The 22,995-nt window shown below is 75.7% G+C and carries 23 protein-coding genes; 15 read left to right on the top strand and 8 right to left on the bottom strand.

Going from position 1 to position 22,995, the window contains the following annotated elements:
- From ATL51_RS29350 to ATL51_RS08720, 3 genes are read right to left on the bottom strand one after another with little or no spacing between them, the layout of a single operon-like run.
- Positions 1-1,242, bottom strand: a complete 1,242-nt coding sequence (locus ATL51_RS29350) for a DUF1990 family protein (RefSeq protein WP_301548953.1) — start codon at positions 1,240-1,242, stop codon at positions 1-3.
- A complete protein-coding gene (locus tag ATL51_RS08725; RefSeq protein ID WP_073577255.1) occupies positions 1,239-1,421 on the bottom strand; it encodes a DUF4177 domain-containing protein in 183 nt (60 codons plus the stop codon). The genes ATL51_RS29350 and ATL51_RS08725 overlap by 4 nt, the downstream gene beginning before the upstream one ends.
- Before the next feature lie 27 nt (positions 1,422-1,448).
- Positions 1,449-2,174, bottom strand: a complete 726-nt coding sequence (locus tag ATL51_RS08720; protein ID WP_100878274.1) for a MerR family transcriptional regulator — start codon at positions 2,172-2,174, stop codon at positions 1,449-1,451.
- A 138-nt stretch (positions 2,175-2,312) separates the two neighbouring features.
- Between ATL51_RS08720 and ATL51_RS08715 the strand changes: the two genes are divergently transcribed.
- The 10 genes from ATL51_RS08715 (at position 2,313) to ATL51_RS08670 (ending at position 11,123) form a co-directional block, all read left to right on the top strand.
- Positions 2,313-2,948, top strand: a complete 636-nt coding sequence (locus ATL51_RS08715; protein WP_100878273.1) for a DUF3159 domain-containing protein — start codon at positions 2,313-2,315, stop codon at positions 2,946-2,948.
- Positions 2,945-4,225 carry an MFS transporter gene (locus ATL51_RS08710; RefSeq protein WP_301548952.1) on the top strand — a complete coding sequence of 427 codons (1,281 nt, stop codon included), beginning with the start codon at positions 2,945-2,947 and terminating at the stop codon, positions 4,223-4,225. The genes ATL51_RS08715 and ATL51_RS08710 overlap by 4 nt, the downstream gene beginning before the upstream one ends.
- A complete protein-coding gene (locus tag ATL51_RS08705; protein ID WP_100878272.1) occupies positions 4,222-4,821 on the top strand; it encodes a hypothetical protein in 600 nt (199 codons plus the stop codon). Before ATL51_RS08710 ends, ATL51_RS08705 begins: the two co-directional genes overlap by 4 nt.
- Positions 4,818-6,704, top strand: coding sequence for a S9 family peptidase (locus ATL51_RS08700; protein ID WP_301548951.1), 1,887 nt, complete (start codon positions 4,818-4,820; stop codon positions 6,702-6,704). The genes ATL51_RS08705 and ATL51_RS08700 overlap by 4 nt, the downstream gene beginning before the upstream one ends.
- A 60-nt stretch (positions 6,705-6,764) precedes the next feature.
- Positions 6,765-7,223, top strand: coding sequence for a GyrI-like domain-containing protein (locus tag ATL51_RS08695; protein ID WP_100878271.1), 459 nt, complete (start codon positions 6,765-6,767; stop codon positions 7,221-7,223).
- 87 nt (positions 7,224-7,310) lie between these two features.
- The gene (locus ATL51_RS08690; RefSeq protein ID WP_208622949.1) at positions 7,311-8,273 is read left to right on the top strand and encodes a coiled-coil domain-containing protein; all 963 of its coding nucleotides are present in this window, start codon (positions 7,311-7,313) and stop codon (positions 8,271-8,273) included.
- Between the two features lie 10 nt (positions 8,274-8,283).
- Complete coding sequence (locus ATL51_RS08685; RefSeq protein ID WP_208622948.1) at positions 8,284-8,934, top strand: HemK2/MTQ2 family protein methyltransferase; 651 nt, start codon at positions 8,284-8,286, stop codon at positions 8,932-8,934.
- Positions 8,924-9,139, top strand: coding sequence for a CDGSH iron-sulfur domain-containing protein (locus ATL51_RS08680; protein WP_100878269.1), 216 nt, complete (start codon positions 8,924-8,926; stop codon positions 9,137-9,139). Before ATL51_RS08685 ends, ATL51_RS08680 begins: the two co-directional genes overlap by 11 nt.
- A complete protein-coding gene (locus ATL51_RS08675; protein WP_208622947.1) occupies positions 9,136-10,158 on the top strand; it encodes an iron-containing redox enzyme family protein in 1,023 nt (340 codons plus the stop codon). The genes ATL51_RS08680 and ATL51_RS08675 overlap by 4 nt, the downstream gene beginning before the upstream one ends.
- Positions 10,155-11,123 carry an L-histidine N(alpha)-methyltransferase gene (locus tag ATL51_RS08670; protein WP_100878268.1) on the top strand — a complete coding sequence of 323 codons (969 nt, stop codon included), beginning with the start codon at positions 10,155-10,157 and terminating at the stop codon, positions 11,121-11,123. The genes ATL51_RS08675 and ATL51_RS08670 overlap by 4 nt, the downstream gene beginning before the upstream one ends.
- Here the strand turns inward: ATL51_RS08670 and ATL51_RS08665 are convergent.
- Positions 11,120-12,019 (bottom strand): NADP-dependent oxidoreductase, encoded by a 900-nt coding sequence (locus ATL51_RS08665; protein ID WP_100878267.1) that lies wholly within the window; start codon positions 12,017-12,019, stop codon positions 11,120-11,122. The genes ATL51_RS08670 and ATL51_RS08665 overlap by 4 nt on opposite strands.
- Before the next feature lie 111 nt (positions 12,020-12,130).
- On the opposite strand from ATL51_RS08665, the gene ATL51_RS08660 reads away from it, so the two are divergent.
- Complete coding sequence (locus ATL51_RS08660; RefSeq protein ID WP_157818276.1) at positions 12,131-14,638, top strand: FUSC family protein; 2,508 nt, start codon at positions 12,131-12,133, stop codon at positions 14,636-14,638.
- 31 nt (positions 14,639-14,669) lie between these two features.
- Here ATL51_RS08660 and ATL51_RS08655 read toward each other — a convergent pair whose 3' ends face one another.
- On the bottom strand, positions 14,670-15,605 hold the full coding sequence (locus ATL51_RS08655) for a CPBP family intramembrane glutamic endopeptidase (protein ID WP_100880578.1): 936 nt from the start codon (positions 15,603-15,605) through the stop codon (positions 14,670-14,672).
- Between the two features lie 101 nt (positions 15,606-15,706).
- Here ATL51_RS08655 and ATL51_RS08650 point away from each other — a divergent pair, with 101 nt between their 5' ends.
- Both ATL51_RS08650 and ATL51_RS08645 read left to right on the top strand, forming a co-directional pair.
- Positions 15,707-16,417: a MerR family transcriptional regulator gene (locus ATL51_RS08650; protein WP_100880577.1), complete on the top strand. Its 711-nt coding sequence runs from the start codon at positions 15,707-15,709 to the stop codon at positions 16,415-16,417.
- Positions 16,418-16,576: 159 nt separating this feature from the next.
- Positions 16,577-16,954, top strand: coding sequence for a Rieske (2Fe-2S) protein (locus ATL51_RS08645; RefSeq protein ID WP_100878265.1), 378 nt, complete (start codon positions 16,577-16,579; stop codon positions 16,952-16,954).
- A 13-nt stretch (positions 16,955-16,967) separates the two neighbouring features.
- Here ATL51_RS08645 and ATL51_RS08640 read toward each other — a convergent pair whose 3' ends face one another.
- From ATL51_RS08640 to ATL51_RS08630, 3 genes are all read right to left on the bottom strand, one after another.
- Positions 16,968-18,077: a thermonuclease family protein gene (locus ATL51_RS08640; RefSeq protein ID WP_100878264.1), complete on the bottom strand. Its 1,110-nt coding sequence runs from the start codon at positions 18,075-18,077 to the stop codon at positions 16,968-16,970.
- A gap of 140 nt (positions 18,078-18,217) precedes the next feature.
- Entirely contained in the window at positions 18,218-18,952 is a 735-nt protein-coding gene (locus ATL51_RS08635; protein ID WP_100878263.1) for a helix-turn-helix domain-containing protein, read from the bottom strand.
- 74 nt (positions 18,953-19,026) lie between these two features.
- Positions 19,027-20,340, bottom strand: coding sequence for an MFS transporter (locus ATL51_RS08630; RefSeq protein WP_100878262.1), 1,314 nt, complete (start codon positions 20,338-20,340; stop codon positions 19,027-19,029).
- Between the two features lie 185 nt (positions 20,341-20,525).
- Here ATL51_RS08630 and ATL51_RS08625 point away from each other — a divergent pair, with 185 nt between their 5' ends.
- Positions 20,526-21,773 carry a hydantoinase/carbamoylase family amidase gene (locus ATL51_RS08625; RefSeq protein WP_301548950.1) on the top strand — a complete coding sequence of 416 codons (1,248 nt, stop codon included), beginning with the start codon at positions 20,526-20,528 and terminating at the stop codon, positions 21,771-21,773.
- 22 nt (positions 21,774-21,795) lie between these two features.
- The gene (locus ATL51_RS08620; RefSeq protein ID WP_100878261.1) at positions 21,796-22,995 is read left to right on the top strand and encodes a helix-turn-helix domain-containing protein; all 1,200 of its coding nucleotides are present in this window, start codon (positions 21,796-21,798) and stop codon (positions 22,993-22,995) included.

Raw genomic sequence — 22,995 nt, 5'->3', positions numbered from 1 at the left:
TCATCCCGCCGTCCCTTCCCCGGCCCGCGCGCCGGTCCCGCCGCCCACCCGCACCGGCCACGACGCCCGCCGCGTCCGCACCCGCACCCCGCCGGTGACCCGGCCGCCCGACAGGTCCCCCGCGCGCAGGCAGAAGTGGGTCCACATGTGCAGCTGGACCTCCTTCCCGACCCGCAGCACGTCGAACACCAGCGCCGAGGGCCGGTCCCCGGGCCGCGACCACGTCTCGATCCGGAACGCGACGCCCCGACCGGTGTCGTGGGCGGAGAACTCGATCTGCCCGGCCTCCAGGTGCCCGGCCAGCGTCGCGAACCGGAACGAGGTCGCGTCGCGGTGCACCACCCGTACCGGCCCGTTCCACGGCGCCGGCATGTGCACGACGTACTCGTCACCGACCGCGACCTCGCCGAGCCGCCCGCGCTTCTTGCGGAAGGTCACCACCTCCGACGGGGCGGCACGGTCGAGATCGGCGCACACCCGGTCCATCAGCGCGGCGGCGTCGAGGCCGCTGTCCCGGACGTCGACGGTGAAGATGCGGTGCAGCAGGGGACCCGAGCCCTCGCCGACGGTCTTGAGGTGCGCGTCGACGAACTCCTCCGGCAGTGCCGGCGGGAGATCGGAGGCGTCACCGGTGTCCTCGGCGCGGTCGACGTGCGGGAGGCGTCGCAGGTAGCGGGTGGCGGTGAGTGCGAGGCCCGCGGGGTAGCGGAGTACGGCCCCGGCGCGGGCCACCGGGCCCGGCTGGGGGGTCGGCTCCGAGCGCCGCGCGGTGGTGAGCCGGGTCTGCGTGGCGTAGTGCTCCACCGCATCGACCAGCCGCTCCGGCTCGGCGACGGTCACGGTGACCCCGGGGTGGCGCAGCGCACCGAGGGGGTCGAGCGCCGGGACGGGGCGGTGGAACCGGATGCACGCCCCACGCTCGGTGGTGCTGCCGAAGGTCACGCCCCGGTCGGCGAGCGACAGCCGCGCACCGAGGGCCTTCGCCGCCCGGAACGGGCCGGTGACCTGGGCGCCCGCGAGGTTGCGGACCGGCGTGACCAGCGAGAAGTGGCCGAAGCGGACCCGTAGGCCGTCGTCGTCGAGGTCGACGTGGGCGTCGGTGGGATCGCACACCCCGAACGGCAGCAGCACCGCGCCGAAGCGCGGGTCGAGGTCGAACGGGTGGCGTCGTGGCGACGCGGCGAAGTCGGGCACGCCCGCGGGTACCCGGTGCGCGCGGATCGACGCGGGCCGCGAGGTCACCCTCGCGCCCGCTTGAGGATCACCCCGATCTCGATGGTCTGGCCCGCACCGACCGCGGGCACGATCGTGCCGACCGTCTCCCACCCCTGCGCGCCGAGCTCGTTGAGCTCCTTCTCCATCCCCGGGTAGTCGAAGCCCTTCCAGCCGAGCTTGTACTGCAGCACCTTGTGTTCGAACATCGGTCGTTCCTCTCCGTGAACGGGTGGTCAGTGGGGGGCCCGCAGCAGCGCTGCGAGGCGGACGAGGACGTCCACCTGGGCCGGGTTGTAGAGCTCCCGCATCGCCGCGCTCGTCGTCTCCGCGAGGACCTGTGCTCCGCGCGGGGCGTCGTCGTCCGGGCCGACCAGGCCCGGATGGGCCTCCCGTATCCGGCGCACGTGCGGTGCCATCCGCTCGGCGAGGCCGGCGCGGACCTCCTCACCGGAGTCGGCGGGCAGGCGGTCGAACTCGCCGTCGGTCGGGTCGGCCGGCAGGTCACGCAGCAGCTCGCCGTAGGCGGTCAGCTTGCGCGGCCCCATGAACCGGCTCATGAGCAGCATCACCGACCGGTCGGACTCGGTCAGCGCGGCCGCCTGCGCCGGCGCCATGGCCACCGGCAGGTCCGCCGGAGCACGTCGGTCGATGATCGTGGCGAGCTCGAGGCGGGCCCGCTGCAGCCGTTCGATCGTGGCGGCGAGCTCGGCGTCGAGCGTGCGCAGCGCCTGCTCGGGGTGGTTGCGGTCGTCGAGGGTGTCGGCGATCTGAGGCAGCGAGAACCCGAGGTCGGCCAGCCGCTTGATCCGCAGCAGCCGCACGAGGTGCTCGACCCCGTACTGCTTGTACCCGTTCGCCCGTCGTGCGGGCTCGGCGAGCAGCCCCACCTCGTGGTAGTGCCGCACCGCCCGCAGGCTGGTGCCGGCCAGCTCGGCGATCTCCCGGGTGCTCCACGTCATGGGGCGAGCCCACACCGTGCCGTCGCGGCACGGTCAAGCCGACAGTGACCTGGACCACACGACGGGCCCTCGGGCTTGAGTGTGCCGTGGCGGCACGGCCTTCCCTCGTTGCAGCACATCACGACGAGGGAGGACGGCATGACCATGACCGAGCCGCAGCACGACCGGACCCGCGACCGCGCCACCCCGAGCCTGCTCGACCAGATGGGCGGGACCGCGGGGTTCGTCTACTCGACGATCCCGGTGATCGTGTTCGTGACGGCGAACGCCTTCCTGTCCCTGCCGCTGACCATCGGCATCGCCGTCGCGACCGGGCTGGCCCTGTTCGGGTACCGGCTGCTGCAGCGGGAGAAGTTCAGCTCGGCGGTCGGCAGCCTGCTCGGCGTCGCGCTGGCGGCCGGGATCGTCGCCTGGACCGGGTCGGCGCGCGACTTCTTCGTGATCGGCATCTGGGCCTCCCTGGCCGGGTTCGTCGTCACGGCCGGGTCGCTGCTGGCCCGCCGGCCGATCACCGGCGTGATCTGGAACGCCGTCCACGGGGGCACGCACCCCTGGCGCTCGACGCCCGCGGTCCTGCGCGCCCACGACCTCGCCACCGGTGCCGCGGCTCTGGTGCTCGGCGCGCGGTTCGGGATCCAGCAGTGGCTCTACGTCGCCGAGGCGACCGGCGGGCTGGGCATCGCCCGGGTCGCCATGGGCACCCCGCTGACCGTGCTGGCCGCGCTGGTGGTCGTCTGGGCGTTCCGGCGCAGCACCAAGGCCCTGGTCCGGTGAGCACGCTGCGACGCAGCCCGGCGCTGTGGCTCGCCGCCTACGGGCTGACCCTGCTCGGCGGCGGGATCATGGCGGCGGTCCTGCCGCTGCTGGTCCTGCAGCGCACCGGGGACGTGCTGGCCGCGGGCGTGCTGGCGACGGTGACGACCACGGCGTCCGCGCTGACCGGGCTGGTCTCGGGGCTGGTCGTCGACCGCGTCGACCGCAGGCTGGTGACCGTCGTCGCCGGGGTCCTGGGGGCCGCGGTGGTCGCGGCGCTGCCGGTCGTCGACGCGCTGTGGGGGCTGGGCATGACCGCCTTCCTGGTGCTCGGGGTGCTGGGCGCGGTCGTGCGGGTGCCCGCGATGACCGCGCAGGAGGTCCTGCTCCCGGCGCTGGTCCGGCTCGACCCGCGGCCGGGCCGCCTCGACCGGCTGATCGCGCTGCGGGAGAACCTGGCCAACGTGCTGCTGCTGGCCGGCCCGGCGATCGGCGGTCTGCTGGTCGCGCTGGCCGGCCCGGCGTCGACGGTGCTGGTGGTGACCGCGTCGACGAGCCTGCTCGCGGCGCTGACCGCGGCGCTGCTGGACCCGCGGGCCGGACGGGTCGAGGGGGTTCTGCGCACCGCTCCGGGGGGTGCGGTGCGCAGGGCCGTGCGGGATCTCGCGGCGTCGTGGGTGTTCCTCGCCGGGCAGCGGCTGGTGCTCGGGGCGACGCTGGTGTCGGCGGTACTGGTCGCCGTCATCGCGGCCCTGCAGACGACGCTGATGCCCGCCTACTTCACGGCGCTGGACCTGCCCGCGCTCGCCGGGCTGACGCTGAGCGCGCTCGCCGCGGGCGGGCTGGCCGGCTCCGTGCTGTACGCGGCGCTGGTGAACCGGGTGCGGCGCCGGACCTGGTTCGTGGTCGGGATGCTCGGCTTCGGCGCCGGCTTCGCGCTGGTCGGGAGTCTGGCCTCGCCGTGGGTGGTGCTCGGCGCCGCCGCGCTCGTGGGGTTCACCAACGCCCCGGTCGGCGCGGTGCTCGGTGTGCTGACCATCGAGGCCACCCCGGACGCCCTGCGCGGCCGCGTCCTCGGGGCGCAGAACACCCTGCTGCTCGCCGCGCCCGCACTGACCGCGGCGCCGGTCGCGGCGCTGGCCTCCGCGGTCGGCCTCGGCGCCGCCGGGATCGCGCTCGCCGCGGTCGCGGTCGGCACCGCACTCGTCGCGCTGGTGGCGCCCGCGTTCCGTGACCTCGGCGAACCGGGTACGGCCGACGCCGCCGCGCCGGCCCCGGCGACGGCGGGTGCCCGGTGAGCCGGCGGCTGCGGCCGCTGCGCCGCCACCAGATCCTGACCCGCTCGCTGTACGCGGCCCCTCTCCCCGAGCCCGGCGGGCCCGGCGCGATGTGGACCGTCGAGGTCGACCAGGCGCGGGACTGGGACGCACGCCTGTACCGGGACGGCGAGCAGGTCGCGCGGGCGGAGATGCCGGCGTCGCTGCCGGTGCCGGGCGGCCGGATCGAGGTCGACGCCGGCCTCTACGGCATCACCCGGATGCACCTGGTCACCGACGACGGCGGGGAACGCAGGCTGCCCCCGGTGCCCGGCACGCTGGAGTACCGCCGCGCGCGGCTGGCCCGCCGCTCACCGGCGGTGAGCCGCACGATCGCGACGGTCGCCGTCGTCGTGCTGCTCGTCAACCTCGTCCTGGCCGTCCCGGTGGCGCTGGAGCTGCTCACCGGCATCGACGCCGTCGCCGCCCGGTTCGGGACGTTCATCTCACCGGTCGCCCTGCCCGGCTGGCTGAACACGGGCCTGCTGGTCGCGGGCGTGATCGCCGCGGCCGAACGCGCCCTCACCTGGCGCCGCCACCGCGTCGTCGACGCCGAGACGATCTGGACCGCGCTGTGACCCCGACCCCGGAGACCACCATGGCCCTGCCCGACCCGATCCCCGCCCGTGACCTGCTGCGGATGCCCGACCGCACCGCTGCCACGATCTCCCCGGACGGCACCCGCATCGCCTTCCTGGCCCCGTGGAACGGACGCCTGAACGTGTGGGTGTCCGATGTGGATGGCAGCGGCGAGCGCTGTGTCACCGCCGACGAGACCCGCACCGTGCTCCGCTACCACTGGACCGACGATCCCCGCTACCTGCTCTACCTGCAGGACACCGGCGGCGACGAGAACTGGCACGTGTTCCGCGTCGACCTGACCGCGCCGGAGGCACCCGCGGTCGACCTCACCCCGTTCGAGGGGGCGACGACGTTCGGCGTCGAGCAGCGCCCGGAACGCCCCGGGAAGCTGCTGCTGCAGAGCAACGCCCGCAACCCCGTCGAGTTCGACCTGTGCGAGCTGGACGTCGCGACCGGGGAGATGACGGTGCTCGCGCAGAGCCCCGGCGGTGGCGACGGCTGGACCCTCGTCGGCGACGAGCTGCTGCGCGAGACCCTCACCGCGGACGGCGTCGCGCAGGTGTGGCGCGGCGAGGAGCTGGTCGCGACCTTCGACGGTGATGCCCACCCGATCGGCGTGTACCCCTACGAGCCGACCCCGGACGGCACCGGCATCTGGATCGGCACCTACGGCGACGGCGACCGGCTGCACCTCGGCCGGCTCGACACCAGGACCGGCGAGGTCACCGAGGTCGACCGGCACCCCGAGCACGACATCGACATCCGCGCCCAGATCTTCCCCAGCCTCCCGTCGGCGCTGATCCGGCACCGCGGTACCGGGGAACTGCTCGGCGTCCGCTACCTCGGTGCGCGCCAGGAGATCCGGGCCGTCGACCCGGACTTCGCCGAGGTGCTCGTCGCGCTGCGCGGCCTGTGCGACGGGGACCTGTCCGGGGTCTCCGGCGACGTCGACGGGCGCCGCTGGGTGGCGACGTTCGCCCACGACCGCGACCCGCAGACCTGGTTCCACGACCGCGCCACGGGGGAGTCGCGGCTGCTGTTCCGCCCGCGCGCCGACCTCGACCCGGCCGCGATGGCGCCGATGGAGGCGGTCACGGTCACCGTCCGCGACGGCCGGGACATGCTCGCCTACCTGACGCTGCCCGTCGGCGTCGCACCCGAGGGCCTGCCGCTGGTGCTGATGCCGCACGGCGGGCCGTGGTCGCGGGACTGGTGGGGCTTCGACGCGAGCGTGCAGCTGTGGGCGAACCGCGGCTACGCGGTGCTGCAGCCGCAGTTCCGGGGGTCCTACGGGTTCGGTCGCGCCCACATGGAGGCCGCGGTCGGGGAGTTCGCCGGCGCCATGCACGACGACCTGATCGACGCCGTCGACTGGGCCGTCGCCCGCGGGTACGCCGACCCGGACCGGGTCGCGATGTTCGGCGGCTCCTACGGCGGTTACGCCACCCTGGTCGGGGTCGCGTTCACCCCGGGCCGGTTCGCCGCGGCGGTGGAGTACGTCGGCATCTCGAACCTGGCGGACTTCCTGCGCACCGTGCCGGAGTTCACCCGGCCCGGGCTGGTCAACAACTGGTTCCGCTACGTCGGCGACCCGGCCGACCCGGGGCAGGAGGCGGACATGCTGGCCCGCTCGCCGATCACCCGGGTCGACGACATCCGCACCCCGCTGATGGTGGTGCAGGGCGCCAACGACGTCCGGGTGGTGCGCGCCGAGTCCGACAACCTCGTCGCGGCGCTGCGCGGACGCGGGGTCGACGTCGACTACCTGGTGTTCGACGACGAGGGGCACGCCATCGTCAACCCGGAGAACCTGGCCACCATGTTCGAGGCCGCCGACCGCTTCCTCGCCACCCACCTCGCGCCCCGCGCGGACCGATGAGTCCGCCCGCCCGGAGCGGTCCACCCCGGTGGACCACCCACCCGCCGGAAGGACCCGTCCATGACCACCCCCGAGCTCCTCGAGGTCACCGCCCGCCCCACCGCCGTCGTCCGCGGCACGGTCCCGGCGACCGACCTGCCCGCGTTCTTCGACCGCGCCTACTCCGTCCTCCCCGGGACCGTCTCGGGGCAGGGGGTGACGGTGACCGGACCGGCGTTCGCGCTGTACCGGGGGCCGCTGACGGCGACCGCCGACCTCGAGACGGGGTTCCCCACCGACCGGGAGGTCGTCCCGGACGGCGACGTCGTCGCCGGCTCGCTCCCCGCCTGCCGGGTGGCGCGCGTCGTCCACGCCGGTTCCTTCGACGGGCTCGGCGCCGCCTGGCAGCGGCTGGGGGAGTGGGTCGCCGCGCAGGGCCTGCGCGGCGGCGACGTGTTCTGGGAGGTCTACCTGACCGAGCCGTCGCCGGACATGGACCCCGCCGACCTGCGCACCGAGCTGAACATGCCGGTGATCTGACCGGAGCGGCACCGGTCGGCAGGAGTGGGACCGCGGATCGCGGGTAGCCGCGGTGCGACCCTGTCGCCGCCGCAAGAGGACGTGTTCGTGACCGATACCGCCGCCGTGGTCGCCCAGCTCCGTGTGCTGGAGCAGCTGACCCGCACCGAGAACCGGATCGCGCGCCTGCGCACCGTGCAGGCCCGCACCGACGAGACCCGCCGCGAGCTCACCGACAACGCCCGCCGCGCCGAGGACCGGCTCGGCCGCATCCAGGACGCCCTGCGTGAGCTCGACGCCGTACCCGACCTGGTCGGCGCCGTCGGCGGCCGGATCCTCGCGTTCGTGAAGAGCCAGGTCGAGCAGGCCCAGCGCTTCGACGAGGCGCTGCTCGGGGACCTCGCGCTGGAGCGGCAGCTGCAGGACCGCGCCCGCTACCTGCAGGCGCTGACCGCGTCCGGGCCGGAACGGGTGCACCGCCTCGCCGGTGAGCTCGTCGAGGCCCACAGCGAGACCGTCGAGTGGCTGACCACGGTGCTCGCCGAGGAGGCCGTCGGCGGTCCCGCGCCGCTGCGGGCCACCCCGCTGCAGATCGCGCGCGGCGCCGTCACCGACGCCGTCCGGCTCCCGGCCCGCCTCGGCGCCGTCGGCCTGAACCGGGCCGGGCACGAGCTGACCCGGGCCGGGGAACGGGTGCGGCGCACCGCGTCGGCACTCGGCGACGGCGCCGACCGCGCCGGGCGCGACGCCGCCGACGTCCTCGGCTCCGGGCTGGACGCCGCCCTGGAGCGTGCCGAGGACATCGCCCGCCGCGAGCGGGCCGGCGACGCCGCCCGGGCCCTGCACGACACCCGCCGGTCCCGCGGCGCGCTCGGCGCCGGCGAACTCCCGGTCGACGGCTACGACGATCTGTCCGTCCCCGACGCGGTTCGCGCTGTCCGCGAGCTCGACGCGCCCGAGGACGTGCAGGCCGTGCTGCGCTACGAGGAGCAGCACAAGAACCGGGCGGGCGTGCTCACCGCGGCCCGCACCCGGCACGCCGAGGTGGCCCGCGAGACGGTCGCGCACTGACGTGGCGCCCATGCTCCTGACCCCGCCCGGGGTCTACCGGCCGCAGTCGGACTCGCAGATGCTGGCCCGCGCCGTCGCCGTCTCCGGGCGGGCCCGCGGGGCCGTGCTCGACCTGGGCACCGGCACCGGGACCGTGGCGCTCGCCGCGGCCCGCTGCGGTGCCGGCGCGGTCACGGCGGTCGACCTGTCACGGCGCGCCGTGCTCGCGGCACGGGTCAACGCCCGGCTGCACCGCACCGCGCTGACCGTGCACCGCGGTGACCTGTTCGGCCCCGTCGACGGCCGGCGGTTCGACCTCGTCACCGCCAACCCGCCGTACGTGCCGTCGCACACCGACCGGCTCGTCCGCCACCGCCGGGCCCGCAGCTGGGACGGCGGCCGCGACGGCCGCGCCGTGATCGACCGCATCTGCGACGGCGTCGCCGCCCATCTCGGACCGGGCGGCGCGCTGCTCATGGTGCACAGCGCCGTCTCCGGGGTGCAGGCCTCGCTGGACCGGCTCGCCGCGGCCGGGCTCACCGTGCGGGTCGCCGACCGGTCCCGGATCCCGCTCGGCCCGGTGATGCGGGCCCGCACCGCGCTGCACGAGGCCCGCGGCCTGGTCGAACCCGGCGCCGCCGACGAGGAGCTCGTGGTGATCGAGGCCGTCCGTGGGTCGTGAGACCGGCGCCGGGCCCACGCGGGTGCGGCTCACCGACGACGGCCCGGTCCTGGTGACCGGCCCGGTGGAGGTCGAGCTGCCCGACGGCACCCGGGTGACCTCGCGGCGCCCGGTCACCGCGCTGTGCACCTGCCGGCGCACCCGCCGCCCGCCGTTCTGCGACACCAGCCACCGCACCCGCGTGCGACAGGAGGACCCGACGTGACCGCACCCCCGCACCCGGGCACCGGGACCGCGCCGCTGCCGGCGGCGCGCGGCCCGCTGTCCGGCGCCGTCCTGGCCCGGCTGGGCGGCGATCCCGCCGCGCTGCCCGCCGCGGGCGACGCCGACCCGTGGGGCGAGGACCTGCACCTGGCCCTGCACTGCTGCTACGAGCTGCACTACCGCGGCTTCGCCGGGGTCGGCGACGAGCACGAGTGGGAGGTGGCCCTGCTCGGGTTGCGCGTGGCGCTGGAGGAGCGGTTCCTGGCCGCCCTCCGTGGTGCGGTCCCGCCCGGCGACGACGTCGACGCGACCGTCGCCGAGCTGCTCGTCGAGCCGGTCGGGCCGGGCGCGGAGACCGGCGTGACCCACCACCTGCTGCGCCGCGGCGAGCTGTGGCAGCTGCGCGAGTACGTCGTGCACCGCTCGATCTACCACCTGAAGGAGGCCGACCCGCAGGCCTGGGTGATCCCGCGGCTGCCCCCGGCCGCCAAGGCGGGCCTGGTCACCGTCGAGCACGACGAGTACGGCGCGGGCGACGCCGCGGGCATGCACGCCGTGCTGTTCGCCGACATGATGCGCGACCTCGGACTGTCCGAGGCCTACGGCGCGCACGTCGACACCGTCGGCGCCGAGACCCTCGCCGAGGTCAACTTCATGTCGCTGTGCGGGCTGCGGCGCAGCCTGCGCGGCGCGCTGGTCGGGCAGTTCGCGCTGGTCGAGCTGACCTCCTCGCCCGGATCGGAGCGCCTGGTCCGCGCGATGCGCCGGCTCGGCTGCGGCCCCGCCGCGATCCGCTTCTACGACGAGCACGTGGAGGCCGACGCCGTGCACGAGCAGGTCGTGCGTCGCGACGTCCTCGCCCCGCTGCTGCGTACCGAGCCCGGCCTGGCCGCCGACGTCGTGTTCGGCATCCGGGCCGCCGGGCTGCTCGGCGACCGGCTCGGCGGGCACGTGCTGGCCCGCTGGGCGGCGGGGGAGTCGAGCCTGCGCCGCCCGCTCGACGACGGGCCGGGCCGGTGACCGCCGCCCCGGTCGAGCTGGAACAGGGCTCCTTCTGGGACGACACCGACGAGCTGCGCGCCCGCCTCGCCGAGCCGCTGCCGCGGATCCCGCCCTGGTTCGGCTACGACGCGCTCGGCTCGGAGCTGTTCGAACAGATCACCGAGCTGCCGACCTACTACCTGACCCGGTGCGAGCGGGCGCTCCTGGAGCGGTACGGCACCGACATCGCGGCCCGGTTGGGCTGCCCACGCGTCGCCGAGCTCGGGTCCGGGAGCGCGAAGAAGACGCGGCTGCTGCTCGAACACTGCTCGGCGGCCCGGCCGACGACCTACCTGCCGATCGACGTGAGCCGCGAGATGCTCGTGCTCAGCGCCGAACGCATGGCGGACCTGCCCGGGCTGAGCGTGACCGGGCTGTGGGGGCGGTACGAGGCCGGTCTCGACCGGCTGCGCGACGACGGCGGCGCCCCGGTGGCCGTGCTGTTCCTCGGTGCGAACATCGGCAACACCACCGTCGACGAGCGCGCCGCCCTGCTGGCCCGGATCGGTGCCACCCTGCGCCCCGGTGACGCGCTGCTGCTCTCGGCGGACCTGGTCAAGCCGCCGGAGGTGTTCGAGACCTGCTACAACGACCCGCCCGGGTACGACGCCTTCGCCCGGTTCCGGCTCAACCACCTCGACCACCTGGCACGCCGGTTCGGCGGGAGCGTCGCCCTCGACGCGGTGCACCCGGCGGCGCACTACGACGCCGCCGCCGACGTCGTCGACGGGCGGCTGTGGGCGCGCCGGGACCAGACCGTGGTGCTGCCCGGCCTGGACCGGACGCTGGAGCTGCGTCGCGGCGACAGCGTCAACGTCGGGTTCTCGGCGAAGTTCGAGCCCGACCGGCTGCGCACCGACGTGGCTCGGCACGGGTTGCGGGCCGAGGCCGAGTGGGTCGACGACGAGCACCGCTACGGGCTGTTCCTGTTCCGTCGGGACTAGAGCACCAGGACGACCTTGCCGGTCACGTGACCCTGTTCGACCAGGGCGAGCGCCGCCCCGGCCTCGGCCAGCGGCCGGACCTCGCGCACCAGCGGGTCGAGCTCCCCGGCCGCGACGAGTGCGGCGAGCGCGTCGAGCACCGCGGTGCTGCGGTCGCGGGTGACGTCGCGGCCGCCCAGCTGCGCGACCAGCGGCTTGTCCGCGATCGAGTACAGCGCCGCGGGCGGGACGAGCCCGGCCACCGCGCGCAGCGCGTCGCCGCCGACCAGGTCCAGGGCGCCGTCGACACCGCCGGGCGCGGCCGCGCGGATCCGGTCGGCGACGCCGTCGCCGTAGGCCACCGGGACGGCGCCGAACCCGGCGAGCAGGGAGTGTTTGCCGGGGCTCGCCGTGCCGACGACCGTCAGCCCGCGGCGGCGGGCCAGCTGCACCAGAGGCAGGCCGACCCCGCCGCCCGCCCCGTTGACCAGCAGCGTCGCCCCGGCGGGCAGGTCGAGGTTCGTGAGGGTGTCCCAGGCGGTGCCCGCGGCGACCGGCAGCGCCGCCGCCTGCTCGGGCGAGACCTCCGGCGGGCGGTGCGCGGCGAACCCGGCGGTGACGCGCGCCCGCGGCGCCCAGCCGCCCTGCATGTCCGGGCAGCCGCCGAACACCTCGTCGCCGGGGGCGAACCCGGTGACGCCGTCGCCGACCTCCAGCACGGTCCCGGCGACCTCGCGGCCGAGCACCGCGGGACCGGTGACGCCGTAGTCGCCGTCGCGCATCCGCCGGTCGCCCGGGTTGACCCCGGCCGCGCGGACGGCCACCAGCAGCTCACCCGGCCCCGGCCGCGGTTCGGGGACCTCGACGAACGTCTGCTGTTCCGGGCCACCCGCCCGCACGAACCCGTACCCGCGCATCCGCGCACCTCCCTGGTCGCACACCGGCCGCTCACGCTACGACCACCGGGCGGGATGCGCGAAGATCACGATCCGGTATATCGTTAGCATATGCAAAGGAGTGTGACGACCGTGCCCGAACGCCTCCTGCGGGCCCGTGACCGGTTCGTCGCCTCCGACCCGGGGCTGGTGCGCCTGGTGTCCGCGCTGCGGGCGGTGCTGGCCATCGGCACCGCGCTGGGCGTCGAGTACCTGGTCGCGGCCGCGACCGGCACCCCTCCGCTGCTGCCGATGATGATCGGGGCGGTGGTGGCGATGCTGGCCTCGTTCGGGATCGCCGACGCGACCCGCGGCGGGCAGGCGGTCACGCTGTGCTGCCTCGCGGTGTCGATGCTCGGCGGGATGGGGGTGGCGCTGCTCGTCGACCGCAACCGGCTCGCGTCGCTGGCGGCGTTCGTCGTCGTGGTGTTCGTCGCGGTGTGGGTCCGCCGTTTCGGGCTGCGCTGGTTCGTCTGCGGGATGGGCGGGTTCATGGGCTATTTCTTCGCCCTGTTCCTGAACCTGCGCCCCGAGATGCTGGCCGGGGTGGCCGCAATGGTCGCGGTGGCGGTCGTCTGGGTGATGCTGCTGACCCTGGTCCTGCTCCCGATCCGCAACGACCGGGTGCTGCGCCGGATGCTGCGCTCGTTCGAGGCGCGCCTGGCCGGGATCGCGGGGACCGTGCTGCTCGTCGCCGACCTGACGCCCGGTACCGCGGAGCGGCAGCGGGCCGAGGCCCGGCTGGCGAGCCTGCTGGAGCGGGTCACCGAGGCGGCCCTGGTCATCGACGGTCAGCTCGGGGCCCCCGGCGCCGTCGCCGACGACGCCGCCGCCCGTGACGTCCGCCGCGCCGTCCTGGACGCGGAGCTGGCCGTCGCCGCCTCGGCCCGGACCGGCCCGGACCTGCTCGGCCCCGGGACCGAGCGGGACACCGGCACCGCAGGGTCGCCGCGCGCGCTCCTCGCGATGCTGCACCGGGGGCGCTGGGACGCGGTCGCGCAGCAGGCGCCGGCAGCGGCGGACCGGATGGCGGCCCCCGGCCCGCGCCGGCTCCTGCTCGACGTCGCGGTGCTCGCCGGGGCCCGCGCGGAGTGGGCCGGGGCCCTCGCCGCCACCCCCACCGGCCCGGGTGCCCCGACGGTGGAGGAGGCGGGTGCGTTCAGCCCGGCCGTCCAGCTGTTCGGCGGTGGCTTGCCCGGGTCCGCGGGGACGGTCACCCGGCTGCACCGCCCACCCGACGGGACCCGGCCCGCGTCGCGGCTGTCGCTGACCACCCGGCAGGCCGTGCAGGTCGCGGTCGCCACCGCCGTCGCGATCGCCGTCGGGGACGCGCTGTCGCACCAGCGCTACTACTGGGCGGTGCTGGCCGCGTTCATCGCGTTCACCGGCACCGCGACCGTCGCGGAGACGGTCCGCAAGGCCGTGCACCGCATCCTCGGCACCATGATCGGGCTGGTCGGGGCGATCGCACTGGTGCCGGTGCTCGGGCCGGACGTCGCAGTCGTGCTGCCGGTGATCCTGGTCAGCATCTTCGGCGCGCTCTACCTGTTCCGGCTCTCCTACGTACTGATGATCTTCTTCATCACGCTGATGCTGGGTGAGCTGTACGCGTTGCTGGGCACGTTCTCGGTCGACCTGATGGTGCTGCGGCTGGAGGAGACCGTCGTCGGCGGGGTCGTGGGCTGCGCGGTGTCGGTGCTGGTGTTGCCCACGCGCACCCGCTCCGCGGCCGGCGAGGCGCACCGCGGGCTGCTCGACGCGTTGACCGGGCTCCTGGAGTCGGTCGACCGCACCCTGCGCCACCCGGGCGCCGGCGACGACCTGTGGGCCGCGGCCCGCGCTCTCGACGCGGCGGTACACCAGACGCTGCTGCTCGGCCGCCCGCTCACCCGGACCTGGCTCGGGGCCACCGACCGTGACGTCGCGCGGTGGCTGGCGGCCTGCACCGCCGTCGCCGCGCACGCCCGGCGGCTCGCCCGCTCCGCCCGGCCCGGCGCCGGGACACCGGCGGTGACCGGGGCCTGCGCGCGGCTCGCGCAGCTGACCGCGGCCGCCGTCGCGGGGCGACCGGTGCCCCCGGGCAGCTGTGACGCCGTGGTGGACCTGCTGGTCGGCGCCGCCGCGGGCAGCGGCCGGACCGCCGTGCTCGCCCGCGAGGCCGGGTTGCTCGCCGCCGAGCTGCCCACCCTGCTCGAAGGTGCCCGGTCCGACGACCCCGCGGACGCGCCCGCGGTCGGGCGGGTCCGCGGGCCCGGCGGTGTGCCGGTCGCGGCGGCGGTCACCGTGGTCGACGTCGCCGGCCGCCAGCTCGACCGGGTCACCACCGCCGACGACGGGTCCTTCGCCGTGCACGTCGGCGCCGGGACCCACCTGCTGGTCGCCGCTCCGGTGGCGGCCGGGACCGCGCCGTACGGCGGGCACGTGGCGCTCGGACCGGGGACGGTGCTGGCCGACGTGGTGCTGGACGACGGCACCGCACCCGGCGTCGTGCCCGGCGCGGTGCGGCACGGGGCCACCCGTGCGGCCGCGGCGCCGACCGGTGCCACACCGGTGCGCGGGCCGGCACGCAGCGTCGGGCGGTCGTGCGTCCGGCACGCGTGACCCGGCACGCCGAGGCCCCGGCCGCGTCCGCTCAGGCCGTGCTCGCCCGGACTCCCTCGGCCGTGGGGCGGTGTCGGCGGGACAGCAGGACCGCGGCTGTCGTGGCGACCGTGGGCACGGCGAGGAGCAGCAGCACAGGGGCACCCGTGCCGCCGAGCAGGTCGGTGTGGACCACCAGCGCGAAGGCGAAGCCGACGGTGTTGTTCAGGGCGTGCAGGACCACGGCCGTCTCGAGTCCGCCCGTGTGGCAGGTGATCAGCGCCGCGCCGACGCCGAGGGTGAGGTAGTGGATGTTGAGCCACGGGTTGCCCTGGACGTGGATCGCGGCGAACAGCACCGCCGACACCACCACGCCGAGAACCAGCGACGTGCGCGGGTCCCGGCTCCAGCTGCTCGCGACACGCAGGACGAGCCCCCGGAACCCGAACTCCTCGCCCGCCGCCTGCAGCGGGGTCAGCAGCAGGGTGACGGCGAGCAGACCCACCAGGTCCACGGTGGAGAACCGCGCGGGCTCGACCGGGGTCACGAGCGAGACCGCGGTGATGCAGAGGACCGAGAGCGGGCCGGCGAACACCAGTGCCCGTCCGAACTCGTCGAACCGGAACCGGGAGACGACCGAGACCAGCGAACGCCCCCGCACGCCGTAGAGCAGGCGCTGCACGACCATGCTCCAGGGGATGAGCACCGCGACCGAGGCCGCCCCGGCGGCCTGGAAGGCGATCGTGACGTCGTCCCCGCCCAGCGTCGGGTTGACCCGCCCCATGGCCAGGTCGATCCGGGCCGCCAGCCACGTGATGGCGGATCCGGCCCCGAACAGCCCGACGACCACGAGCGTGATGGCCGCGATCCCCCGCCCGACCTGACGACGGTCGCCGACCAGAGCCCGGTGGTAGGGAACGTCCTCCGGGTGTTCGGCGCCGGTCCGCGCGGAACGGACCGCCCGCGCTGCCACGGTGTCGCCTGCCATGCTGTTCTCCCGTCCTCCGGTGCCGGTGGCGCGCATCCGGCGCCGCGAGCGAGTGCACACGTTGACGCGACGTCACACTCAAGACCCGGCAGGGGGTGCAGATGGCCTGGAGCACCAGGGAGCTCGCCGAGCTGGCGGGCACGACGGCACGCACGGTCCGTCACTACCACCAGATCGGGCTGCTGCCCGAGCCGGAGCGGCGGAGCAACGGCTACAAGCAGTACGGCGTGACCCACCTGGTCCGGCTGCTCCGGATCACGCGGCTCGCCCAGCTCGGGGTCGGTCTGCACACCGTCGCGCAGCTCGGCGACGACGAGCATCCGGTCGAGGCGCTACGGGCGCTGGACGCCGAGCTCGTGGAGCAGATGGACCGGTTGGCCGGCGCACGCGCCGAGATCGCCACGATGCTGAGCGAGCAGCTCGCCACGGACCTGCCGCCGGAGTTCGCCGTGACCACGGCCGTGCCGATGTCCGACGCCGACCGGCGTCTGACGTCGGTCCTGGGGCGGCTGCTCGACCGCGACGAACGTCGGGCCTACGCGGACCTGCTGGCCTCCGACTCCCGCAGCGACGTCGACGACGACTTCGAGCACCTCGCCGCCGATGCGGGGGACGCCGCCCGGCAGGATCTCGCCGTGCGGATGACCGCGCGCCTGAGGACGCTGCGTGCGGACCACCCCGGCGCCTTCACCCTGGGCTCGTCGGATCCCCGGCGCTTCCACCGGACCGTGGAGCAGGTCTCGCAGGAGCTCTACAACCCGGCCCAGCTCGACGTCCTGCGCCGGGTGGCCGTGCTGTTCCGGCGGGGCTAGGGCGACGGTGTTCACGGGGGCGGGACGAGCTCCGCGTCGAGACCCTCGTCGACGCTCGCGAGCGTGTCCACGTGGTGGGCCAGCCACACCATGAACTGGGTGTCGGAGGACCGGATGTCCATCCCGATCGCCCGCGAGACCCGGTCCAGCTTGTAGCGCGTGGACTGCCAGAAGATCGCCCGTTCCGGTCAGGCCCCCGAGGGGGTCGTCCGCCGCTTCTTCGCCGGAGAGGTCGAGGTCGCCGTCTCCCGTTCCGACGGCGAGGTGCACGCCACCTCGAACCACTGCAGCCACCTCGACTGCCTGCTGTCCAGCGGCAAGGTCACCGACGCGGGACTGCTGTGCTCGTGTCACGGCAGCGTCTTCGACTACACCTCCGGCGAGCCGCTGTGCCCGCCGGCGACCCGGCCCATCACCGTCTTCCCGGTCCGGGAGGAGGAGGGCCACATCTGGGTCGGCGTCGACGACGAGCTCGCCGAGGCGGCCATGCGCCGGCGTGCGGTCGGGGCCCACAGGCTGGGCGACGCTGCAGGCTGATCGGCTGAGCTGATCAGCCCTGCGACTCGCAACCGATCCCGTCGGAGTCCGCGTCCAGGCGGTGCCGGTCGGTCCCCACGACCCGGAACGGCCCGCCGGACAGGTCCCCGCAGTCGAGGTCGGTCGCCGAGAGCGGCACGCAGGGGGTGTAGTTCGGGTCGCAGCCCCCGCCCGCCGGAGCGGCCGCCGGGGCGACCGGGGCCGGGGCGGGCGCGGCGGCGGGACGACGCTGCTCGGCGGCGGCGTCGCGGGCCGCCTGCTCGGCGGCGGCCTCGGCGCGGGCGGCCTCCTCCCGGGCGACGCGGTCGCGCTCGGCCTGCTCGGCGGCCAGGCGCTGGGACTCCCGTGCCGTCGACGCCTGCTCGGAGAAGCGGACCTGCAGTGTCCGGGCGTCGTCGGAGGCGGTGTCGAGGACCCCGGTCAGACGGGCGCGGTCGAGTTCGGACAGCACCGCCCAGGCCACACCCGCCCGGTGTGCCCGGAAGTCGGCGTCCAGCCCCGCCAGCACGGTCAGCGCGTCGACGGCCTCCCGGCCGGCGGCGTCGAGCTGCGCCGGGTCCGACGACGGCGACGACGACCGCTGTGCCAGCCCCGCGACGGTGCCGCGGGCCCGCTCCACCTGCGCGGGGACGGTGCAGGACACCGTCGTCGCGTACAGCCCGCGGCCCGCTGCGCGCGCCTCCTCCTGGGCCTCGGTGACCTCGTCGAGGTAGCGATCGTTGCCGCCGACCACCATCGCGGTGCCGAGTCCCTCCCGGGCGAGCTCGGCGTTGACCAGCCGGCCCCCGGTGTCGTGCACCCCGGCCAGGGTGCGGCCCCAGCCGTCGACGCGCTCGTCGTCGTAGGACAGGTCGACGGTGCTGCCGACCGGGATGAGCGCGGCGAGCCGGGCGGCCGCCTCCGGGCCGAGGCACTGGACGGTGGAGTCGGGATCGACGGTCTCCGGGGTGTCGATGTTGAGCAGCCGGACCGTGGTGCTGCGGCCGTCCAGGGTCGCCTCGAACGTGTCGCCGTCGACGATGCGGGTCACGACGGCCTGGTCCGACCCGCCGCTCGTCACGAGCCCCACACCCGCGACGGTCGCGGTGACCGCGACCACCGCGGCGATCATCTTCCCGAGCACGACCCACCCCTGTTCCCGTGCGCGACTGCGCGCATCGGACCGATCCGACGGTGCACACGGCGCATCGCGGAACGGACGGGGGCGTTATCGGTCGGCCGGGCCGATCCCCACTACTGATGATCGCCGGCGGTGGGCCCGGTTCAGCCGTCCCCACTCTCCGCGGCGAGGGCCTTCCCGGCGCGCACGAGCACGTCGAGCTGGGCGCGGTTGTACAACTCCCGCATCGCCCGGCCCAGGGTCTGCTCCGCCCGCTGCTCACCGACGGGTGCGTCGGTGTTCGGCGCGACCAGGCCGGGATGGGTCTCGTAGAGCGCGCGCATGTAGGGCACCATCCGGTCGGCGAGCTCCTGGCGGGTGGCCTCGTCGGCGTCGGCCGGGAGCGTGTCGAACCGGTTCTGCGTCGGGTCCGGGCGGGCGTCGGCCAGCATGTCCGCGACGGCCTGCAGCCGCTCCGAGCCCAGCACCCGCGGAAGGACGAGGGTGAGCGACCGGTCGGCCTCGGACATCGGCTGGTCGGCGGCCGCGGCGAACTCGGTGGGCAGGTCGGTGGGCGCGGCACCGTCCAGGATCAGGGCCAGCTCGGTGCGGGCCTGCTGCAGCCGCTCGATGGTGGCGGCCAGCTCGGCGTCGAGCGCGCGGGCGGCCTCCTCCGGGTGGGCGTCGGCGTCGTTCATGTCGGAGATCTGGGCCAGCGAGAACCCCAGGTCGACGAGCCGCTTGATCCGCAGCAGCCGCACCAGGTGCGCGACCCCGTACTGCTTGTAACCGTTCGTGCGCCGCTCGGGCTCGGCCAGCAGCCCGATCTCGTGGTAGTGCCGCACCGCCCGCAGGCTGGTCCCTGCCAGCTCGGCGACCTCACGGGTGCTCCAGGTCACGACGTCCCCCTCGTCCGTTTCCCGCCTTGTGCCCACCGTGCCGTATCCGGGGCGGGCGTGCGGCACGGGGTGGCTCAGCGGTCCGCGGCGACCACCCGGTCCCGCTCGGCGAACAGGCGCGGCGCGAGCGCCCCGGAACCGGCGGTGACGAGCGAGATCCCGACGAGCAGCAGGGCGGGCATGGCCGAGGAGCCCCCGCCCGCGGCCAGCAGCGCCGTCGCGGCCAGGGGCACGAACCCGGACACCACACCGGCCAGGTTCGACGACAGCGCGACCCCCGAGTAGCGCAGGTGCGCCGGGAACAGCTCGGTGAGCAACGCCCCCGAGACGGCGTAGGGCACCGACAGCAGCGCGGTGGCCACCGTGACGCCGAGGACGACCAGGACCGGCGAGCGCGAGTCCAGCAGCCAGAACGCCGGGAACGCCGCGACCGCGGACGCGATGCCGCCGGCGACGGTGACCCGCCACGCGCCGTGGCGCTCCGCGAGACGGCCGCCGAGCACGACGACCCCGATCTCGACGACCGCGGCGACCAGCGTCGCGCCCAGCATCAGCGAGCGTGGCAGGCCGAGTGTCGCGGTGCCGTAGCTGATCGCGAACGTGGTGATCAGGTAGAAGCCGCCGACCCCCAGGAACGCCGACCCGGCGCCGACCGCCAGCTGCGGCGATGCCCGCGTCACGACCTCGCGCACCGGCGACGACGCGCGCTCGTCGGTCTCGAGCATCGTCGCGAACAGCGGCGACTCCTCGACCCGGCGTCGCAGCCACAGCGCGATCCCCAGCAGCGGGAACGCCGCGAGGAACGGCAGCCGCCAGCCCCAGGAGTCGAAGCTCTCCGGGGGGAGCGTCGCCACCGCGAGGAACGCGCCGGAGGACAGCAGGGTGCCGACGGGGGCGCCGACCTGCGGCATCGCCGCGTAGCGGCCGCGGCGCTCCGGCGGCGCGTGCTCGACGGCGAGGGTGACCGCGCCGCCCCACTCGCCGCCGACCGCGACGCCCTGCAGCAGCCGGAACAGGGTCAGCAGCAGCGGGGCCGCCAGCCCGATCGACAGGTAGGTGGGCAGCAGGCCGATCAGCCCGGTGACGATCCCGATCATCGTCACCGTGACGATCAGGCAGCGGCGCCGGCCGATCCGGTCGCCGAGGTGGCCGAAGATCACCGCCCCGACCGGGCGCGCGGCGAACCCGACCGCGAACGACGCGAACGCGGCCAGCGTCGCGACGACCGGGTCGCCGGTGGCGAAGAAGAGCCGGTTGAACACCAGCGACGCCGCGGTGCCGTAGAGGAAGAAGTCGTACCACTCGAGCGCGGTGCCGACGAACGCACCGAAGGCGACCCGGCGGGCGTCCGCGTCGGTCACGGTGGGCGTGGCGGGGCGGTCGGTCATGGGCGGCCTCTCGCTGCGCGGGCGGGGACAGGAGTTCCGCACAGCATCCGCAACCCACGCGCGTCTGTGAACAGCCGGACGTCGCGCGTTGCGCCGCGATCGTTGTGCAGATGCACACCTCGGGGTTCGGAACACGCGGCGTCCGGGGGCTGCCGCGGCGCCGCCGTGCGTGGTGGGCTCGGGTGGTGACGAGCTTCGCCGAGGACTTCACCGCCCTGTCCGCGATCGGTGCCACCGCCGGCGGCGGGGTGCACCGCGAGGCGGCCTCCGACGCCGACGCCGCCGCCCACGAGTGGTGGGCCGGACGGCTGACCGCGTACGGCTTCCGCGTCGTCCACGACGGCGCCGGGAACCAGTTCGGGCTGCTCGAGACGACGCCCGGGGCGCCGTACGTGCTGCTCGGGTCGCACCTGGACAGCCAGCCCCGCGGCGGCCGCTGGGACGGCGCCTACGGCGTGCTCGCCGCCGGGCACGCCGCGCTGCGGGTGGCGCGGCGCCGTGCGGGCGGCCCGCCGCCGCGGCACAACATCGCCGTCGTGAGCTGGTTCAACGAGGAGGGGTCGCGGTTCACCCCGAGCCTGATGGGCAGCTCGGTGCACGCCGGGCTGCTCGACGCCGCGACCGCCCTGGACGCCCGCGACCTCGCCGGGGCGCGCGCCGGGGACCTGCTGGCCGCCCAGCACCGGCTCGGCGGCCCGGGCACCGGTGCGCCGGCGGTGTCCGACGTCGCCGCCTACGCCGAGATCCACGTCGAGCAGGGCCGGATCCTGGAGGAGACCGGGACGACGATCGGCCTGGTCGAGGCGACGTGGGCGGCGCACAAGTTCGCCGTCACCGTCGAGGGGGAGCAGTCCCACACCGGGGCCACCCGGATGCACGAGCGCCGCGACGCGCTGCTGGGCGCCGCGCACCTGACCGTGCTGGCCCGCGAGCTGTCCGACCGGCTCTCCACCCCGGAGGTGCCGCTGCACACCTCGGTCTCGCAGCTGACGGTGGAGCCGAACAGCCCCGTCACGGTCGCCCGCGAGGTGCGCCTGCACCTGGACCTGCGCTCGCCCGACGAGACCGTGCTGGAGCGGGCGTCGGCGCTGCTGGCCGAGCGCGTGCCCGGCATCGAGGACGCGGCGCGGGTCGGCATCCGGGTCGTCCGCACCCACCACTGGGGTGTGCGGCCGCTGCCCGCCGCCGGGGTGGACCTGGCCGCCGGGTGCGCGGACCGGCTCGGGCTGAGCCACCGCCGGATGATGACCCTCGCCGGACACGACGCGATCCCGATGAACGGCGTCGTCCCCACGGTGCTGCTGTTCGTGCCCAGCGTCGGCGGGGTCACCCACAACGAGGGCGAGCTCACCCACGACGCCGACGCCGACGCCGGGATCGACCTGCTCACCGAGGTGCTCGACCGGCTCGTCGACGGCGTGCCCGTGGGGTGAGCGGAGCTGGCAGGCTCGCCCCGTGGACACCGCGCCGCCCGTCACCGGACACGCGACCGACGCCGCGGACGAGGCCGTCTGGCTGCGGCTGGTGGCGCGCGTCCGGAGCCGGGTCCCGGACCTCGCCGAGCACTTCCTGCGGCTGCTCGACGACGGCGGTCACTACCGCGCCGAGCCGGTCACCGCCCCGGACCTGCGCGAGACCGCGGAGGAGGCGCTGGCCCTGCTGCTGGACCGGCTCGCCGACCCGGGCCGTCCCGCCGACCCCGCCGGCCAGGCCGAGCGGCTCGGGCGGCGGCGGGCCCGCCAGGGCGTCGACCCGGACAACCTCGTGCGGGCCGTGCGGCTCGACTTCCCCGTCGTGTGGTCGGCGCTGCTGGCCGAGGCGGCCGGCGAGCCCGGGGCGGTCGAGGTCGCGGCCCGGCGCGCCGACCGGCTGTGGGCGGTCGTGGACGCCTACGTCCGCCGGGTGCACGTCGCGTTCCTGTCCGAGCGGGCGCTGCTGGCCGAGCAGCACCGCGACGAGCGCCGCCAGCTGCTCGACGTGCTCTTCGCCGCGGGCCCGCGCCCACCGGAGGTCCTCGCGCGGGTGGCCGCCGGGCTGCGGGTCGCCGCCGGGGACACCTTCGACGTCTGCGCCGGGCTCGGCGATGCCGCCGCCACCCTCCGCGGGCGCGCGGCCCGCCTCGACGGCGGCCCGACCGGCCTGTTCCTGCGCGACGCGGAGCTGGGCGTCGTGGTGTTCCGTCCCGCCGCCCCCGACGACGGCCGGGTGCTGGCCCGCCTCACCGACGGCGTCGCGTGCGTGATCATCCCGGCGGTCGGCGGGCTCGCCGCCGTCCCGGCCGCGGCGTCGGCCGCGGTGGCCATGGCCCACCTGCTGCCCGGCGACGCCGCTCGCCCGCACGACCCGCACGACATGTGGCCGCGGGTCGCCCGCGCCGCCCTCGACGAGCACGGTGGCCTGCCCGCCCGGGTGCTGGCCGGTCTGGCCGCGGCCCCGCCGGAGGAGACGGCGGTCCTGCGCGCGACCGCGCGGGCCTGGCTGGAGCACGGCAGCGTCACCCGGGTCGCGTCCGCGCTGTACTGCCACCGCAATACCGTTCTGAACCGGATGCGCCGTTTCCGCGCGCTCACCGGGCTGGACCTGACCCGGCCCCGCGACGCGGCGCTGTGCCTGGTCGTGCTGTCCGCCGGTCGCACGGATCCCGGCGATCGGTGA

It is taken from the genome of Pseudonocardia alni (assembly GCF_002813375.1).
GTDB lineage: Bacteria > Actinomycetota > Actinomycetes > Mycobacteriales > Pseudonocardiaceae > Pseudonocardia > Pseudonocardia alni.
The sequence above is the reverse complement of the archived record's forward strand: the minus strand, read 5'-3'. Positions and strand labels throughout refer to the sequence as shown.